Source organism: Pseudomonas sp. No.21 (assembly GCF_054558415.1).
The window spans coordinates 501,337-517,373 of the sequence record NZ_BAAJNO010000003.1 but is presented as its reverse complement, the minus strand read 5'-3'; the positions used below and the strand labels follow the sequence as shown (position 1 = coordinate 517,373).

The window sequence follows — 16,037 nt, the reverse complement described above, 5'->3', positions numbered from 1 at the left end:
CGGCACGCGTGGCGGGGCCATCACACCCGCCCGGGCGCCCCGAGACAAGGCACAGTTGCGTGCCGAAACTGTGTGGGCCGAGCTGGGCGGCGGAAGCTTTTCCTTACGCCTGCGGCCTCCCCACGGCCGGCGCGGAGCCGGCGGGCGCTGGCGTAATGAATTGTTGACAGCGCGGTGCGCCGGCTTGACGCGGCGGCACCGGGGGCTCAGTGCTGCAGGTGGCCGTAGAGCTTGGCGTAGAGCCCGCCGTCGGCGATCAGGCGCTGGTGGTCGCCATCCTCGGCGATGTGCCCGCCGTCGAACACCAGCACCCGGTCAGCCTGCTTAACCGCAGACAGGCGGTGGGCGATGATCAGCGTGGTGCGCCCTTCGAGGAAGCGCGCCAGGGCCTGGTGCAGGGCGTACTCGGTGGCGGCGTCGAGGGCCGAGGTGGCTTCGTCGAGGATCACCACGCGCGGGTCGGCCAGCACCATGCGCGCGATCGCCAGGCGCTGGCGCTGGCCGCCGGAAAGGCGCACGCCGGAACGGCCGACAACGCTGTCCAGCCCCTGCGGCAGCGCGCGGATGGTGTCGGCCAGCTGGGCGATCTCCAGCGCATGCCAGCAGGCCTCGTCGCTGCGCTCGCGGCCCAGGGTGAGGTTGGCGCGCACGCTGTCGTTGAACAGCGCCGGGTGCTGCAGCACCACCGCGACGTGCTCGCGCACGCGCTCCAGGCCGATCTCCTCCAGGCTGGCGCCGCCGAAGCGGATGGTCCCGGCCTGGGCGGTGTAGAGGCCCAGCAGCAGCTGCACCAGGGTGCTCTTGCCGCCACCGCTGGCGCCGACGATGGCGACCTTCTCGCCCGGGGCGATGGACAGGTCGAGGCCATCGAGCACCGGCTCGTCGCGGCCATAGCCGAAGCGCAGCCCTTCCACCTGCACGCCCACCGTGTCGCGCCCGGCGAAGGGGTCGATGCGCCCGGCGTACTGCGGCTCGTCGGCACGCGCCAGCAGCTCGTTGATGCGCGCCAGGGCACCACCGGCGGCGTAGTAGGAATACTGCAGGCCGAGCAACTGCTCCACCGGGCCGATCATGAACCAGAGGTAGCTGAACACCGCCAGCATCTGGCCGATGGACAGGTCCGAGAACAGCACGGTGAGCATGGCCGCGGCGCGGAACACGTCGATGCCGAACTGGAACAGCAGGCCGCTGGTGCGCCCGGCGGCGTCGCTCTTCCACTGCGAGGCGACGGCGTAGTCGCGCACCTCCTTCGCGCGCAGGCCGAGGCGGCCGAGGAAGAAGCCCTGGCGGTTGCCGGCACGCACCTCCTGGATGGCCTCCAGGGTTTCGGTCAGCGCCTGGGTGAAGCGCGAGGTGCTGTCGTTCTCCAGCTTCTTCAGGTGCTTCACGCGCTTGCCCAGCTGCACCGTGGACCAGATCACCAGCGGGTTGAACAGCAGGATCAGCAGCGCCAGCTTCCAGTGCATCCACACCAGGATGCCGGCGGTGCCGGCCAGGGTGAGCATGGCCACGAGGAAGCGGCTGAGGGTCTCGCCGATGAATTTGTCGAGGGTGTCCAGGTCGGTGACCAGGTGGGCGGAGACGGTGCCACCGCCCAGGCTCTCGTACTCGCCCAGGGAGATGCGCTTGAGGCGTTCGATCAGGCGGATGCGCAGGCGGTAGACGATGTCCTTCGACAACCGCGCGAACAGCCGCGCCTGCAACACGTTGAACACCAGCGCCAGGCTGCGCAGCAGCAGGGTGGTGACCAGCATCAGGCCGATGTAGCCGGCGGCCACCTGCCAGCCGTCGGGCAGGAAGCGGTCCATGAATTTCAGCGCGGCGTCGCCCTGCTTGAGCAGCACCTCGTCCACCAGCAGCGGCAGCAGCAGCGGGATGGGCACGCTGCACAGGGTGGCGAAGACGGCCACCAGGTTGGCCAGCCACAGGGCCTTCCTGTGACGCAGGGCGAGGCGGCGGATCTCCGCCCAGCTGAGGCGGTCAGGCATGGGTCGCACGCTCCAGCCAACGGGCCAGCAGCGGCGCGAGCGCATCCAGGCCCTGGTAGCCGTTGGTCAGCAGCGCCAGCTGGCCGTCACGCTCGGCGAGCAGCGTGGGGAAGCCGGCGATGCCCAGGTCCTGCACCCAGGTGAAGTCCTCGGCGGTGGCCTGGTGCGCGGCGGCGCCATCGAAGGCCTCGGCGAACTCGATGCGCGGGATGCCGGCCGTCTCGGCCAGCGCCACCAGCACCGCCGCCTGGGTCACATCGCGGCCCTCGGCGTAGAAGGCGTGCTGGATCAGCTTGACCAGCGGCCAGGTCGCCTCCTCGTGCAGGCTGCGAGCGGCCACCAGCGCCCGGCACACCGGCTCGGTGTCGTAGACGAAGCCGTCCGGCAGCGCCCCGTCGAAACGGAAGGGCTGGCCGGTGGCGTCATGCACCGCGTGCCAGTGCTCGAGGATGTAGCGCCGGGTGTTGGGATCGAGCGAGGCGCCCTGCCCGGTCCGTAGGCCACCGGCCACCAGGTGCATGGGTACGCCGGCCGCACGGGCCTGCTCGGCGAGGGCATCGGCGACCGGGGCGAACCCCCAGCACCAGGAGCACATCGGGTCCATCACGTAGAGCAGGCGGGTCCTGGCCATCGTTTCTCTCAACTCTCCAGGGGCTGGCGCGGGTTGCGACCGATCGGGTGCGGCAGGTTGCGCTGCCTGGCCAGTTCGATCTGCTTCTGGCGCTCACGGGCGCCGGCGCGGGTCTTCTCGCTCAGGCTGTCCCAGCAATGCGGGCAGCTGATGCCGGGGGCGTAATGGGGTGATTGGCGGTCCTCGACCGAGATCGGGTTGCGGCAGGCGTGGCACTGGTCGAAGTCGCCCTCGGAAAGATCGTGGCGCACGGTGACGCGGTTGTCGAAGACGAAGCAGTCGCCGCGCCAGAGGGTCTCGGCCTCGGGCACCTCTTCCAGGTACTTGAGGATGCCGCCCTTGAGGTGGAAGACCTCCTCGAAGCCTTCGCCCAGCATGTAGGCCGAGGCTTTCTCGCAACGGATGCCGCCGGTGCAGAACATCGCGACCTTCTTGTGCACCGCCGGGTCGTAGTGCTCGCGGATGTAGTCGGGGAACTCGCGGAAGGACTTGGTCTTCGGATCGACCGCACCCTCGAAGGTGCCGATGGCCACTTCATAGTCGTTGCGGGTGTCGATCAGCAGCACCTCGGGGTCGCTGATCAGGGCATTCCAGTCCTGCGGCTCGACGTAGGTGCCGACGCGCTGGTTGGGATCGACGCCGGGCACGCCCAGGGTGACGATCTCCTTCTTCAGCTTGACCTTGGTGCGGTAGAACGGCTGCTCGTCGCAGTAGGACTCCTTGTGGTCGAGATCGGCGAAGCGCGGGTCGACCTTGAGCCAGGCCAGCAGCGCATCGATGCCCTCGCGCGTGCCGGAGACGGTGCCGTTGATGCCCTCCTCCGCCAGCAGCAGCGTGCCCTTGATGTCGTTCTCGACCAGGGTCTTGAGCAGGGGTTCGCGCAGGGCGACGTAATCTTTCAGGGAGACGAACTTGTAGAGCGCCGCGACGACGATCCGGGACATGGGGACTTCCTCCAGTGGTCGCCCACGCAAAGGGCGGACCGGGTGACAGAAACGACAGCGCCGGCTGGGCCGGCGCTGGGGGCGGATTCTAGCAAAAAGCGCAACCGGACGGCTGCGTGAAAAGGTCTCAGGCGACTTGTGGTGCGGGACGGCGTCTTCAGCCAGGGGAGAGAGACTTCACGGAAGGCACGAGTCCCGCCAAGCCTCCGGCTGGACATGACCTGTAGGGTGGAGGTCGCTCTTTACCTCCACCAGGCGGAGTCGAGCGAGGCACGCGCTCATGCCAGGGGGTGTGCCGCGCAGGGTGCACGCACCGAACCAGGCAGCTTCAAGCGGGGCTCAAACCGGGAGGGCGGTGGGCTGAAGAAAGGCAACCGGGCACGAAGCCGTGCCCGGATAAGCACCGATCAGAGATCGTGCTTGCTGCCACCCTTGCAGGTGGGCGAATCCGGCGCGGCGCCCTGCGCGGCCCACTCCTCGGGGGTGTAGGTGTGCAGGGCCAGGGCATGGAACTGCCCCATCAGCTCACCCAGCGAGCCATAGGCCTTCTGGTGCCGCTTGACCGCGTTGAGCCCGGCGAACACCGGGCTGACGATCACCGCCTTGTAGTGGGTCTCCAGGCCGCGGCTGTGCATGTGGCTCTCGTCCAGCACCTCCAGGTGCTGGGGCTCGAGGGCCGCGAACGCGGCGAGGATTCGATCACGCATGCTCATGCAGGGCTCCGCTTACTTCTTCTTCTGGTCCTTGGGGGCCAGTTCGCTGGTCATGTCGGCCAGCAGCTTGTTCACTTCCGGCACGGCCGCTTCCAGGCGCGACTGGGTCAGCTGGGCGGACTGCGCGGTCAGGGTCGGCATCTTTTCCAGGACCTTCTTGCCCAGGGGCGATTCGTAGAAGGCGATCAGGTCCTTCAGTTCGGGCTCGGTGAAGTTGGTGGTGTAGATCTTCACCAGCTCGGGCTTGAGCTTGTCCCAACCCACGGCCTTGTCGAGGGCGGTGTTGGCCTTGGCCTGGTAGCTCTCCAGCGCGGCTTTCTTGTCCGCCGGGGCGCCGCTCTGCTCGAAGCGCTGGGCGAACATCTGCTGCACCTGGCCGTAGACCGGCACGGTGAGCTTGTCGGCGTGGGCGAGCTTGAGGAAGCGCTCAGCGTTGGCGGCATGACTGGCGGCATCGGCCAGCGCCTGGCCACTGGCGCAGGCGATCAGGACGGCGGTGCAAAGTACGCGAAGCTTGGTCATCGGTATTCCTTTGTCTGAGCGGTTACGGGGGTTACCCGAGGGCGGGTCATTCTGCGCCCGAGCCCATGGGGAGCTCAAGCGACGAGGACGTGTGCCGGATCACGGCCGAACTGTGGATCGGTGCACTCCAACGATCTATTGTCAAAATGCCATCACTTGCTCATGCTAGCGGCCTCTGGGCATCCTTGCGCGTCAATAAAACGCTGTCAGCCCACCGACACATCGCCCCATTGGGCCACCTGTCGCGCGCATTGTTCCCTCGCCCCCCGAAACTGGAAAGCTGCATCCCTACATGGACGTGTCCGATGACTAGCCACATCTCCGCACTGGTGCCGCACGGTTCGGCTACGCTGTGCGACCCCCAGGGACGGCTGGACCCGTCCGCCATCGGCTGGTCGAACCGCCCGCGCCTGGACTGCGCGATGCCCGGCAACGTCGGCCGGCGCAAACGCTGGAACCACTGGTGCATCACCACCCCGCAATGGGTGCTGTCGCTGACCCTCGCCGACCTCGACTACATCGGTTATTGCGCGGCCTATTTCCTCGACATGGAAACCGGCCTCGCAGTGAATCACTCCCAGCTGCGCCTGTTCGGCCGGGGCTGCCGCCTGCCCGACACGCCCCTGGAAAGCTACGAATTCCAGCACCCGCGCCTGCACCTGAAAGTGGACGAGCACCCGGGGCGGGCGCGCATCACCGTCGCCGTGCCCGATATCGGCGGCCAGCCGCTGCAGGCCGCGCTCGACGTGCTGCGCCCCCTGCACCTGGATTCGGTGAACCTCGTCGCCCCCTTCCCCGGCCACGGCTTCCACGCCAGCAGCCGCCAGCTCGGCCTCCCCGCCAGCGGCAGCGTGCAGCTGGGCAACCGCCACTTCGACTGCCAGGCGGGGCAGAGCTTCGCCGCCCTCGACTTCGGCCGTGGCGTCTGGCCCCTGCACAGCCAGTGGACCCGCGCCGCCTTCGCCACCAGCGGCGGCATCGCCGGCAACTTCGGCGCCGGCTGGACCGACGCCAGCGGCCTGACCGAGAACGCCCTGTGGTTCGGCGGCGAGCTGTCCAAGCTGGACCGCCCGGTACGCATCGAGCAGGCCCCGAGCAACCCTCTCGCGCCCTGGCAGCTGGGCACCGAGTGCAACCGCGTGCAGCTCACCTTCACCCCGCGCCAGCTGCACCAGGCCAACCCCCGCCTCGGGCCGCTCTACGCCGACACCCGCCAGTGGTTCGGCCGCTTCGACGGCGTGCTGCGCGGCCCCACCGGCGAACGCGTGCCGGTGGACAACGCCCTGGGCTGGCTCGGCACCACCCACGCACGCTGGTAATAACGCCCCGGCGGAACCCCATGCTCCATCCGCGGCCTAAACTGCGGAAAATCCTTTCTGGAGCATGTGCAAATGAGCCGTACCGAAACAGACAGCCTGGGGCCGGTCGAAGTCGCCGAAGACGCCTACTGGGGCGCCCAGACCCAGCGCTCCCTGGAGAACTTCGCCATCGGCGTCGAACGCATGCCGCTGGCGGTGGTGCACGGCCTGGCCCTGATCAAGAAGGCCGCCGCACGGGTCAACGGCCGCAACGGCACCGTCGCCCCGGACATCGCCCGGCTCATCGAACAGGCGGCGGACGAAGTGCTCGCCCACCGCCACGACGACCAGTTCCCCCTGGTGGTGTGGCAGACCGGCAGCGGCACCCAGAGCAACATGAACGTCAACGAGGTCATCGCCGGCCGCGCCAACGAACTGGCCGGCGGCCAGCGCGGCGGCAAGAGCCCGGTGCACCCGAACGACCACGTCAACCATGCGCAGAGTTCCAACGACAGCTTCCCCACCGCCATGCACATCGCCGTGGCCCGGGCGGTGAACGACGAGCTGCTGCCGGCCCTCGCCGAACTCACCGGCGGCCTCGCCGAGCAGGCCGCGCGGCATGCCCACCTGGTGAAGACCGGGCGCACCCACATGATGGACGCCACGCCCATCACCTTCGGCCAGGAGCTCTCCGCCTTCGTCGCCCAGCTCGACTACGCCGAGCGCGCCATCCGCAACGCCCTGCCGGCGGTCTACCAACTGGCCCAGGGCGGCACCGCCGTCGGCACCGGGCTCAACGCGCCCCACGGCTTCGCCGAGGCCATGGCGGCCGAGCTGGCGGCACTGGCCGGGCTGCCCTTCGTCTCCGCGCCCAACAAGTTCGCCGCCCTCGCCGGGCACGAACCGCTGGTGGCGCTCTCCGGCGCGCTGAAGACCCTCGCCGTGGCGCTGATGAAGATCGCCAACGACCTGCGCCTGCTGGGCTCCGGCCCCCGTGGCGGCCTGGCCGAAGTGAGGCTGCCGGCCAACGAGCCGGGCAGCTCGATCATGCCCGGCAAGGTCAACCCGACCCAGTGCGAGGCGCTGTCGATGCTCGCCTGCCAGGTGATCGGCAACGACACCACCATCAGCCTCGCCGCGAGCCAGGGCCACCTGCAGCTCAACGTGTTCAAGCCGGTGATCGCCCACAACCTGCTGCAATCCATCCGCCTGCTGGCCGACGGCTCGCGCAACTTCCAGCGCCACTGCGTGGCCGGCATGGAACCCGATGCGGCGCGCATGGCCGAGCACCTGGAGCGCGGGCTGATGCTGGTCACCGCGCTCAACCCCCACATCGGCTACGACAAGGCCGCGCAGATCGCCAAGAAGGCCTACGGCGAGGGCACCACCCTGCGCGAGGCGGCGCTGGCGCTGGGCTTCGTCAGCGCCGAGGACTTCGACGCCTGGGTCCGCCCGGAAACCATGCTGGAGGCCGGCCAGCATGGTTGAAGCCACCAAGCACGGCGCCACGCCCCTGGAAGGCGACGGCAAGCGCATCCTCATGATCTTCGGCTCGCCCAAGGACAACAGCCTGTGCAACGCCCTCGGCGAAGCCTATGCCCAGGGCGCCCGCAGCGAAGGCCACGTGGTGCGCCTGCTCAAGCTCGGCGAGATGGCGTTCGACCCGGTGCTGCACCAGGGCTACGACCAGAGCCAGGCCCTGGAGCCCGACCTGCTGGAGGCCCAGCGGCAGATCCACTGGGCCGAGCACCTGGTGTTCGTCTACCCGGTCTGGTGGGGCGGCGTGCCGGCCCTGCTCAAGGGTTTCTTCGACCGGGTGTTCCTCCCCGGCTTCGCCTTCCGCTACCGCGGCGCGCGCTCCTGGGAAAAGTTGCTGGAAGGCCGCACCGCCGACCTGCTGGTGACCCTGGACACGCCGCCCTGGTACTTCCGCTGGATCTACGGCGCTCCCGGGCACCGGCAGATGACCCGCACCATCCTCGGCTTCTGCGGCATCAAGACCCGCCGCCTGGCCGAATTCGCCCCGGTGCGCACCTCCTCCGAGGAACAGCGCCAGGCCTGGCTGCGCAAGGCGGAAACCCTGGGCACCCGCAACTAGCCCGGCGCCAACCGGCGTAGGTTGGCACCGAGCGCAGCGAGGCCCAGCGAGGGGTGTCTTAAGGATTCCAACGTAGCCCGGGCTTCAGCCCGGGAAAGCGGCGGCACGGAGCGCCCCCGCAAGCCCCCTCTACAGCGCGCGAACCTGGCGCGCCCTCCAGCTGCGCACCAGCGAGGGCGCGAGGGCGGTCAGCGCGGAGCCCAGCACCACCAGCAGCGCGCCACCGTAGGCGATGCCATTGAGCTGCTCGGGCACCACGTGATCGGGCCAAAGGCTGGCGGCCAGGGCCACCGAGGCGAAGGTCACCAGCGGGGTGATGGCCAGGGTCGCGCTGACCCGCGAAGCCTCCCAGTGGGCCAGGGCCTCGGCGAAGGCGCCATAGGCCACCAGGGTGTTCAGGCAGCAGGCCAGCAACAGCCAGCCCTGTAGCGGCGACAGTTGCAGCGCCTCCAGCGGCGCCACCCAGGGCGTCAGCAACGCGGCGCAGCCGAGGTAGATCACCATCATCACCTGCATGGAATTCCACACCGTCAGCAGTTGCTTCTGCGCCAGCCCGTAGAAGGTCCAGACGAAGGCCGCCGCCAGCACGATGAGCACCCCGGTGGTGTAGGTGCCGAGGGAGGTGAGCAGCTCATCCAGGCGCTGGTTGAAGAACAGCCCGAAGCCCAGCACCAGCACCGCCAGCCCGAGCGCCTGGCCGAGGCTGAAACTCTCCTTGAAGATGAACAGGCTGCCGATCAGGAACAGGATCGGCGCCACCTGGATCACCAGCTGCGTGGTGCCGGGGCTGAGCATCTTCAGGCCGATCAGGTAGAGCACGTAGTTGCCCAGCAGCCCGGCGATGGCCAGCGCCACCAGCCCGCCCCCCTTGCGCCCCAACGGGCGGAAGCGCGGCAGCCGGCGGGTCGCGGCGAGCCAGACGAACAGCAGCGAGCCGGAGACCAGCAGGCGAAACCAGGTCACGGTGACCGGGTCCATCACCTTCAGTACTTCCTTGAGCTTGATCGGCAGGATGCCCCAGAGCACGGCGGTGACCAGAGCGAGGAACAGGCCGTAGAGCCAACGGCCGGAAGAAATGTGCATGAAGACCTCGAAGCGGAAGGGACCCGGCCGGCAAGGCGGCGGGCCGCTCATTCTAGAACCTGCCCTGCGACGCACACAGCGACAATTACCTGCGCGAGCGACGCCTAACTGTACCGGTCGCACCGCCGCCAAGCGTCAGGTTTCCAGCGCCATTTTTATGGAAATGCAGCGAACGGTCGCGATCAGGCGCCGATTCGTACCGCCTATCGCCTGAGCGCGCAGGCACCGGGACGCGGATTAGACTCAACAATCATCCGACCCATTCACCCCGGAGTAATCAGCATGTTCGGGCAACGCACCGTGGACGCCGCAGCCAGCACCCATTACCGCAGCGACCGCGTCAGCGCGGTGAATGGGCAGTACTTCTTCGCCACCCGCGAAGGCACCCTGGAAGGCCCCTACTTCACCCGCGCCGACGCCGAGCGCGAGATCGCCTTCTACATCCGCCGCATGATGCAGGCCGACGACATCATCGCCAGCCGCCTCTGAGCGCCGCACATACGACCGCAAGCGCAGCCCCGGCGGCTTCTCATCGCGAATGAATTGGCTCTGTCTGCGTTAAGTGTTGCTAGAGGATTTGAGTCCAGCTGATTGCCGAGCTCTGGTGATGTTTCTGGTTTCGCCCCCCCGGGCGAGTCTCTTTTGGCAGTCGTCGGGGTGCCGAACCACCCAAAAGAAACCAAAAGGGCTTGCCCCATCATCCGGCCCCGGCTTCGCCGGGGTTCCCTCACTCCATCGTTGCTCTGGGGGCCGGCGCGATGGGCCATCCATGGCCTGGCGCGCCTCTCGCGGCATCCATGCCGCTCGTCCCCCGGCGCAACGACTGCGTTCGGCCTCCTGGAGGGGCGTTGGCGGCTGCCCCACCTTTCTTCGTCCAGCGCATCGCCATGTGGTGCGCACGGGCTTTCGTAGGATGGTGTAGAGCGAAGCGAAACCCATGCGGTGGGGGGGAACGAACCCTTGGGTGCCCGAAAATAGCCGTGCTTGAGCGCTTGCATTAAAACCACAACAGCTAACGCCGACAGAGCCAATGAATTCGCTCCCGCAGGGCGGCGCTGTGCGCCGCTTGGCGACTGAAGTCGCCCCTACAAAAAACGCCGCCGCCCCAGGGTACGCAGCGCCCAAATAAAAACCCGCAGCAGCCAGGCCGTTGCGGGTTTTGTCATTGCGGCGTCCGTGGAGCGGATCAGCGCACCGCTTCGAACAGCCCGGTGGCGCCCATGCCGCCGCCCACGCACATGGTGACGATGCCGTAGCGCTTGCCCTGGCGCTGCAGCTCGCGCACCAGGTGGCCGACCTGGCGCGAACCGGTCATGCCGAAGGGGTGGCCGATGGAGATCGAGCCGCCGTTGACGTTGTACTTCTCGTTGTCGATGCCCAGGTGGTCGCGGGCATACAGGCACTGCGAGGCGAAGGCTTCGTTCAGTTCCCACAGGTCGATGTCGTCCACCGACAGGCCGCGTGCCTTGAGCAGCTTGGGCACCGAGTACACAGGGCCGATGCCCATCTCGTCCGGCTCGCAGCCGGCCACGGTGAAGCCGCGGAAGAATGCGCGCGGCTTGAGGCCCAGCTCGATGGCCTTGTCCAGGCTCATCAGCAGGGTCATGGAGGCGCCGTCGGAGAGCTGCGAAGAGTTGCCGGCGGTGACCGAACCGTCCTCGGAGAACACCGGCTTCAGCGAAGCCAGGCCTTCCAGGGTGGTATCGGCGCGGTTGCAGTCGTCGCGGTCGACCACGCCCTCGAGGATCTTCTTCTCGCCGGTGGCCTTGTCCTCGACGCCGTACTTCACGTTCATCGGCACGATCTCGTCGTCGAACAGGCCGGCGGCCTGGGCGCGAGCGGTGCGCTGCTGGCTCTGCAGGGCGTACAGGTCCTGGGCCTCGCGGCTGACGTTGTAGCGGCGCGCGACGATCTCGGCGGTCTGCCCCATCGGGTAGTAGATGCCGGGGTGTTCCAGCTTCAGGCGCGGGTTGACGAAGTTATCCTGGTTGATGCTTTTCAGCGTCAGGGTGATGGACTCGACGCCGCCGGCGACCATCACGTCGCTGCAGCCGGAGGCGATCTGGTTGGCGGCGATGGCGATGGCCTGCAGGCCCGAGGAGCAGTAGCGGTTCAGGGTCATGCCGGCGACACCGATGCCCAGGCCGGACAGCACGGCCACGTTGCGGCCGATGTTGTGGCCCTGGGCGCCTTCGTTGGAGCCGGCACCGACGACGCAGTCGTCCACCAGCGCCGGGTCCAGGTCGTTGCGCGCCAGGAGGGCGTTCACGCAGTGGGCGGCCATGTCGTCCGGCCGGGTCATGTTGAACTTGCCACGGAAGGACTTGGCCAGGCCGGTCCGAACGCTGTCGACTATCACCACTTCACGCATGACGCACCTCTTTCTTGTCGGTTTGAGGACGGGTGTCCATTGACGATGAGGGCGAGGATAAATCCACCCAATGTCTGTGGGCGACGATCATTCATCCTGCGTATGCGCGGCCATCGCCCACCGGTTCAGCCCTTCCTGAACGCCTGCTCCAGCGCCTCGTTGATGGTGCGCAGCACCTTCACCCGGGCGTAGCGCTTGTCGTTGGCCTCCACCAGGGTCCAGGGCGCCAGCTCGGTGCTGGTGCGGTCCACCATGTCGCCCACCGCGTCGACGTAGAGGTCCCACTTGTCGCGGTTGCGCCAGTCCTCTTCGGTGATCTTGTAGCGCTTGAACGAGGTTTCCTCGCGCTCCTTGAAGCGCGCCATCTGCTCGTCCTTGTCGATCGACAGCCAGAACTTCACCACGACTATGCCGTGGTCGTGCAGCTGCTCCTCGAAGTCGTTGATCTCGCTGTAGGCACGCAGCCAGTCGGCCTCCGAGCAGAAGCCCTCGACCCGCTCCACCAGCACGCGGCCGTACCAGGAGCGGTCGAAGATGGTGAACTGCCGGCGCGGCGGCACGTGCCGCCAAAAGCGCCACAGGTAGGGCTGGGCGCGCTCTTCCTCGGTGGGCGCGGCGATGGGCACGGTGCGGTACTGGCGCGGGTCCAGGGCGCCGGTGACGCGGCGGATGGCCCCGCCCTTGCCGGCCGCGTCGTTGCCCTCGAACACCGCCATCAGCGCGTGTCCGCGCATGCGCTTGTCGCGCATCAGCCCGGCCAGGCGCGCCTGCTCGGTGGCCAGCTGTTCCTTGTAGTCGTCCTTGTCGAGCTTCAGGCTGAGGTCGAGGCTGTCGAGCAGGCTGAGGTGGTCCAGGCTGGAGACCAGGGGCGCCGCGTGGGGCTGCGGCACCGGGCGGTCCTTGCGCTTGAGCGCGGCCTGCAGGCCTTCGAGGATGATGCGGCCGACGCTGAGGCTGCGGTAGTTCTCGTCGATGCCCTCGACCACGTACCAGGGCGCGTAGTCGCGGCTGGTGCGGCGCAGCATGCGCTCGCCGAAGCGCACGAAGCGGTCGTAGGTCTGGCTCTGCTTCCAGTCCAGCGGGTTGAGCTTCCAGCTGCGCTGCGGGTCCTTCTCCAGGTCCTTGAGGCGCTGCTTGAGCTGCTTCTTGGACAGGTGGAACCAGAACTTGAAGATCAGCGCGCCCTCGTCGCAGAGCATGCGCTCGAAGCGCTCGGCGGATTCGATGGCCTGGTCGAAGCGCGCGTCCTTGATGTCGCCCTCGACCCGCGCATGGAGCATCTGGCTGTACCAGTTGCCGAAGAAGATGCCGGTCTGCCCCTTGGGCGGCAGCTTGCGCCAGAAGCGCCACTGCGGCGGGCGCGACAGCTCCTCGTCGGTGGGCATGAGGAAGCTCTCGACATGGATCAGGCGCGGGTCCATCCACTCATTGAGCAGCTTCACCGTCTCGCCCTTGCCCGCTCCTTCCACACCGTTGATCAGGATGATCACCGGGAAACGCGCCTGCTGCTTGAGCTCGAACTGCGCCTCCAGCAACGCCTCGCGCAATTCCAGCACGGCTTTATCGTAGGTTTCCTTGTCGATGGAATGACCGATTTCCGCAGATTCGAACATGCGACTCTCCCTGGTTGGTGGAGAAAAAATAGCGGAAGACGCACCGCTGCGGGGTGAAAGATTCGACTCTGTCTGCGCCAAGTGTCGCCAGCAGCTTCATCGGTGTGCGGGGGCGCGATGGCTTGCGTAGGGTGGCGTAGAGCGAAGCGAAACCCACGCGGTGGGCAGGACAGGGAGTCATGAATGCCCCCAGAAAGCACTGTGCTTGCGCTTCGCATCAAGCCCACAACGGCTAATGCAGAGATGGCCCAAGATGCCACGGCTTTGCGAGGCGCGGCTCGCGAAGCCTCCAGCTGCTCGCCCGCCGCCCCGAGCGGCCCCCTGTCGCACGCGCCGCGGCACCGTGATCGGCTACTATTCGCGCTTCGTTCCGCCGGGGTCCTCCATGTCCGATTTCCATCACGCACTGCTCGACTGGGATGAGCAGGGCCAGCCGCTGTCGCGCGAGTTCGACGACGTCTACTTCTCCCCCGCCTCGGGCATCGACGAGACCCGCCACGTGTTCCTCGACGGCAACGACCTGCCGCGCCGCTTCGCCGAACTCGGCGCGGGTGGACGCCTGGTGGTGGGCGAGACCGGCTTCGGCACCGGGCTCAATTTCCTCTGCACCTGGCAACTCTTCGAGGCGCACGCGCCGGCCGATGCGCGGCTGCACTTCGTCAGCGTCGAGAAATTCCCCCTGGCCCGCGACGACCTGGCCCGCGCCCTGGCGCTGTGGCCGCCACTGGCGCCGTTCGCCGACGCACTGCTGGACCAGTACCGCGCCATCAACCCCGGCTTCCAGCGTCTCTCGCTCGCCGGCGGCCGCGTGACCCTGACGCTGCTGGTGGGCGATGCGCTGGAGTGCCTGCCCGAACTGGACGCACGCATCGACGCCTGGTTCCTCGACGGCTTCGCCCCGGCCAAGAACCCGCAGATGTGGTCCCCCGAACTCTTCGCACAACTGGCACGGCTCAGCGCGCCGGGTGCCACCCTGGCCACCTTCACCAGCGCCGGGTTCGTGCGTCGCGCACTCAAGGAGGCGGGCTTCCAGATCCGCCGCGCCCAGGGCTTCGGCAACAAGTGGCACATGAGCCGGGGGCACTTCCTGGGCGAGCCCGCGCCGGCCGCCAAGCCCTGGTTCGCACGGCCCGCCGCGCATGCCGGCGAGCGCCAGGCCCTGGTGATAGGCGCCGGCCTCGCCGGCTGCGCCAGCGCCGCCAGCCTCGCCGCACGGGGCTGGCAGGTGACCTTGCTGGAGCGCCATGCCGGCGTCGCCGAAGAGGCCTCGGGCAATCCCCAGGGGGTGCTGTACCTCAAGCTCTCCGCCCACGGCACCGCGCTGTCGCGGCTGATCGTAAGCGGCTTCGGCCACACCCGCCGCCTGCTCCAGCACCTGCAGCCGGATCAGGACTGGCAAGGTTGCGGCGTCCTGCAACTGGCCTTCGAAGCCAAGGAAGCCGAGCGCCAGGCGCGCCTCGCCGAAGCCTTCCCCGCCGGCCTGCTGCGCCACCTCGACCGCGAGCAGGCCGAAGCCATCGCCGGCATTCCCCTGCCCGCCGGCGGGCTGTTCTACCCCGAGGCCGGCTGGGTGCACCCACCGGCCCTATGCCGCTGGCTGGCCGCCCGGCCCGGCATCCGCCTGCTGCCCCACAGCGAGGCCCTGCAATTGCGTCGCGAGAACGGCCGGTGGCAGGCGCTGGATGGCGAGCGGGTGATCGCCGAGGCACCGGTCGCGGTGCTCGCCGGCGCCGCCGAAATCCTGCGCTTTCCCCAGGCCACCGGGATGCAGCTCAAGCGCATCCGTGGGCAGATCACCCGCCTGCCGGCGACCGAGGGCAGCCGCGCCCTGGCGACCGTGGTCTGCGCCGAAGGCTACGTGGCGCCGGTGCGCAACGACGAGCACACCCTGGGTGCCAGTTTCGACTTCCACAGCCAGGACCTGGCCCCGACCACCGCCGAACACGCCGGCAACCTCGACCTGCTGCGGGAGATTTCCCCCGACCTCGCCGCGCGCCTGCAGGCCGACCGGCTCGACCCCGCCGTGCTCGAAGGCCGCGCCGCCTTCCGCTGCACCACACCCGACTACCTGCCGCTGGTGGGCCCGCTGTGCGATGCCGATGCCTTCGCCGAGGCCTATGCGGTGCTCGGCCGCGACGCTCGCCAGGTGCCGGACGTACCCGCGCCCTGGCTCGATGGCCTCTACGTCAACAGCGGCCACGGCTCGCGCGGGCTGATCACCGCGCCGCTGGCCGGCGAACTGCTGGCCGCCTGGCTGGAGGGCGAGCCGCTGCCCGTGCCCCGCGATGTCGCCGAAGCCTGCCACCCCAACCGCTTCCCCCTGCGCCGTCTGGTACGCGGGCGCTAGCCGCCGGGCTATCCGCCAGGCGGCAACCTGCCGCAGCTGACAACCCGTCGAGCCGATCCTATACTCCCCCCCGTATAAATCCACGGGAGTATCCACCATGCCCATCGCACCCCATCAGCCGCTGGCAAAGGCGCTGGCGCCATGAGCGGCCCCACGCCGGAACGCCAGGACGCCATGCTCAAGCGCCTGGCCCGGGTCGAGGGGCAAGTGCGTGGCATCCAGGCGATGATCCGCCGCGGCGAGCCCTGCGAGGCCATCGCGCAGCAGTTCTCGGCCGCCCGCAAGGCGCTCGACAAGGCCTACCAGGAGATGCTCGCCTGCCTGGTCGAGGAAACCGTGCTCGACCCGGATCGCGACGATGCCGAGACCCTGGCGCGGGTCCGCGCGATCTTCACCAAGTACACCTGACCCATACTCCCAGGGAGTACC

14 protein-coding genes are annotated in these 16,037 nt (G+C 68.4%); 6 read left to right on the top strand and 8 right to left on the bottom strand.

Annotation, left to right across the window (positions count from 1 at the left end):
- Window positions 1-206: 206 nt before the first annotated feature.
- The 5 genes from ACYJSS_RS08270 to ACYJSS_RS08250 all read right to left on the bottom strand — a co-directional run bounded on the left by ACYJSS_RS08270 (window position 207) and on the right by ACYJSS_RS08250 (window position 4,798).
- Entirely contained in the window at window positions 207-1,988 is a 1,782-nt protein-coding gene (locus ACYJSS_RS08270) for an ABC transporter ATP-binding protein (protein ID WP_236206176.1), read from the bottom strand.
- Complete coding sequence (locus ACYJSS_RS08265; RefSeq protein WP_178083002.1) at window positions 1,981-2,583, bottom strand: DsbA family protein; 603 nt, start codon at window positions 2,581-2,583, stop codon at window positions 1,981-1,983. The genes ACYJSS_RS08270 and ACYJSS_RS08265 overlap by 8 nt, the downstream gene beginning before the upstream one ends.
- 44 nt (window positions 2,584-2,627) lie before the next feature.
- A complete protein-coding gene (gene trhO / locus ACYJSS_RS08260) occupies window positions 2,628-3,563 on the bottom strand; it encodes an oxygen-dependent tRNA uridine(34) hydroxylase TrhO (RefSeq protein WP_111263342.1) in 936 nt (311 codons plus the stop codon).
- A 407-nt stretch (window positions 3,564-3,970) separates the two neighbouring features.
- Complete coding sequence (locus ACYJSS_RS08255) at window positions 3,971-4,276, bottom strand: BolA family protein (RefSeq protein ID WP_236206175.1); 306 nt, start codon at window positions 4,274-4,276, stop codon at window positions 3,971-3,973.
- 12 nt (window positions 4,277-4,288) lie between these two features.
- Window positions 4,289-4,798, bottom strand: coding sequence for a DUF2059 domain-containing protein (locus ACYJSS_RS08250; RefSeq protein WP_043247034.1), 510 nt, complete (start codon window positions 4,796-4,798; stop codon window positions 4,289-4,291).
- 305 nt (window positions 4,799-5,103) lie between these two features.
- Between ACYJSS_RS08250 and ACYJSS_RS08245 the strand changes: the two genes are divergently transcribed.
- The 3 genes from ACYJSS_RS08245 (at window position 5,104) to ACYJSS_RS08235 (ending at window position 8,194) form a co-directional block, all read left to right on the top strand.
- Window positions 5,104-6,117: a DUF2804 domain-containing protein gene (locus ACYJSS_RS08245; protein ID WP_111263344.1), complete on the top strand. Its 1,014-nt coding sequence runs from the start codon at window positions 5,104-5,106 to the stop codon at window positions 6,115-6,117.
- Window positions 6,118-6,189: 72 nt separating this feature from the next.
- Entirely contained in the window at window positions 6,190-7,584 is a 1,395-nt protein-coding gene (locus ACYJSS_RS08240) for a class II fumarate hydratase (RefSeq protein ID WP_236206174.1), read from the top strand.
- A complete protein-coding gene (locus ACYJSS_RS08235; RefSeq protein ID WP_236206173.1) occupies window positions 7,577-8,194 on the top strand; it encodes an NAD(P)H-dependent oxidoreductase in 618 nt (205 codons plus the stop codon). Before ACYJSS_RS08240 ends, ACYJSS_RS08235 begins: the two co-directional genes overlap by 8 nt.
- 129 nt (window positions 8,195-8,323) lie before the next feature.
- Here ACYJSS_RS08235 and ACYJSS_RS08230 read toward each other — a convergent pair whose 3' ends face one another.
- Window positions 8,324-9,277, bottom strand: a complete 954-nt coding sequence (locus ACYJSS_RS08230) for a DMT family transporter (protein ID WP_236206172.1) — start codon at window positions 9,275-9,277, stop codon at window positions 8,324-8,326.
- Window positions 9,278-9,559: 282 nt separating this feature from the next.
- On the opposite strand from ACYJSS_RS08230, the gene ACYJSS_RS08225 reads away from it, so the two are divergent.
- Entirely contained in the window at window positions 9,560-9,766 is a 207-nt protein-coding gene (locus tag ACYJSS_RS08225; RefSeq protein ID WP_021218429.1) for a DUF6316 family protein, read from the top strand.
- A 697-nt stretch (window positions 9,767-10,463) separates the two neighbouring features.
- On the opposite strand, the gene ACYJSS_RS08220 is transcribed toward ACYJSS_RS08225, so the two are convergent.
- Together ACYJSS_RS08220 and pap are read right to left on the bottom strand one after the other, a co-directional pair.
- Complete coding sequence (locus ACYJSS_RS08220; protein WP_043247020.1) at window positions 10,464-11,648, bottom strand: thiolase family protein; 1,185 nt, start codon at window positions 11,646-11,648, stop codon at window positions 10,464-10,466.
- Window positions 11,649-11,773: 125 nt separating this feature from the next.
- Window positions 11,774-13,261: a polyphosphate:AMP phosphotransferase gene (gene pap / locus ACYJSS_RS08215; protein ID WP_111263348.1), complete on the bottom strand. Its 1,488-nt coding sequence runs from the start codon at window positions 13,259-13,261 to the stop codon at window positions 11,774-11,776.
- Window positions 13,262-13,646: 385 nt separating this feature from the next.
- Here pap and mnmC point away from each other — a divergent pair, with 385 nt between their 5' ends.
- Both mnmC and ACYJSS_RS08205 read left to right on the top strand, forming a co-directional pair.
- Window positions 13,647-15,608, top strand: coding sequence for a bifunctional tRNA (5-methylaminomethyl-2-thiouridine)(34)-methyltransferase MnmD/FAD-dependent 5-carboxymethylaminomethyl-2-thiouridine(34) oxidoreductase MnmC (mnmC, locus tag ACYJSS_RS08210; protein WP_236204426.1), 1,962 nt, complete (start codon window positions 13,647-13,649; stop codon window positions 15,606-15,608).
- Window positions 15,609-15,749: 141 nt separating this feature from the next.
- Entirely contained in the window at window positions 15,750-16,016 is a 267-nt protein-coding gene (locus ACYJSS_RS08205; RefSeq protein ID WP_111263349.1) for a metal-sensing transcriptional repressor, read from the top strand.
- The last annotated feature ends 21 nt before the right edge of the window (window positions 16,017-16,037 follow it).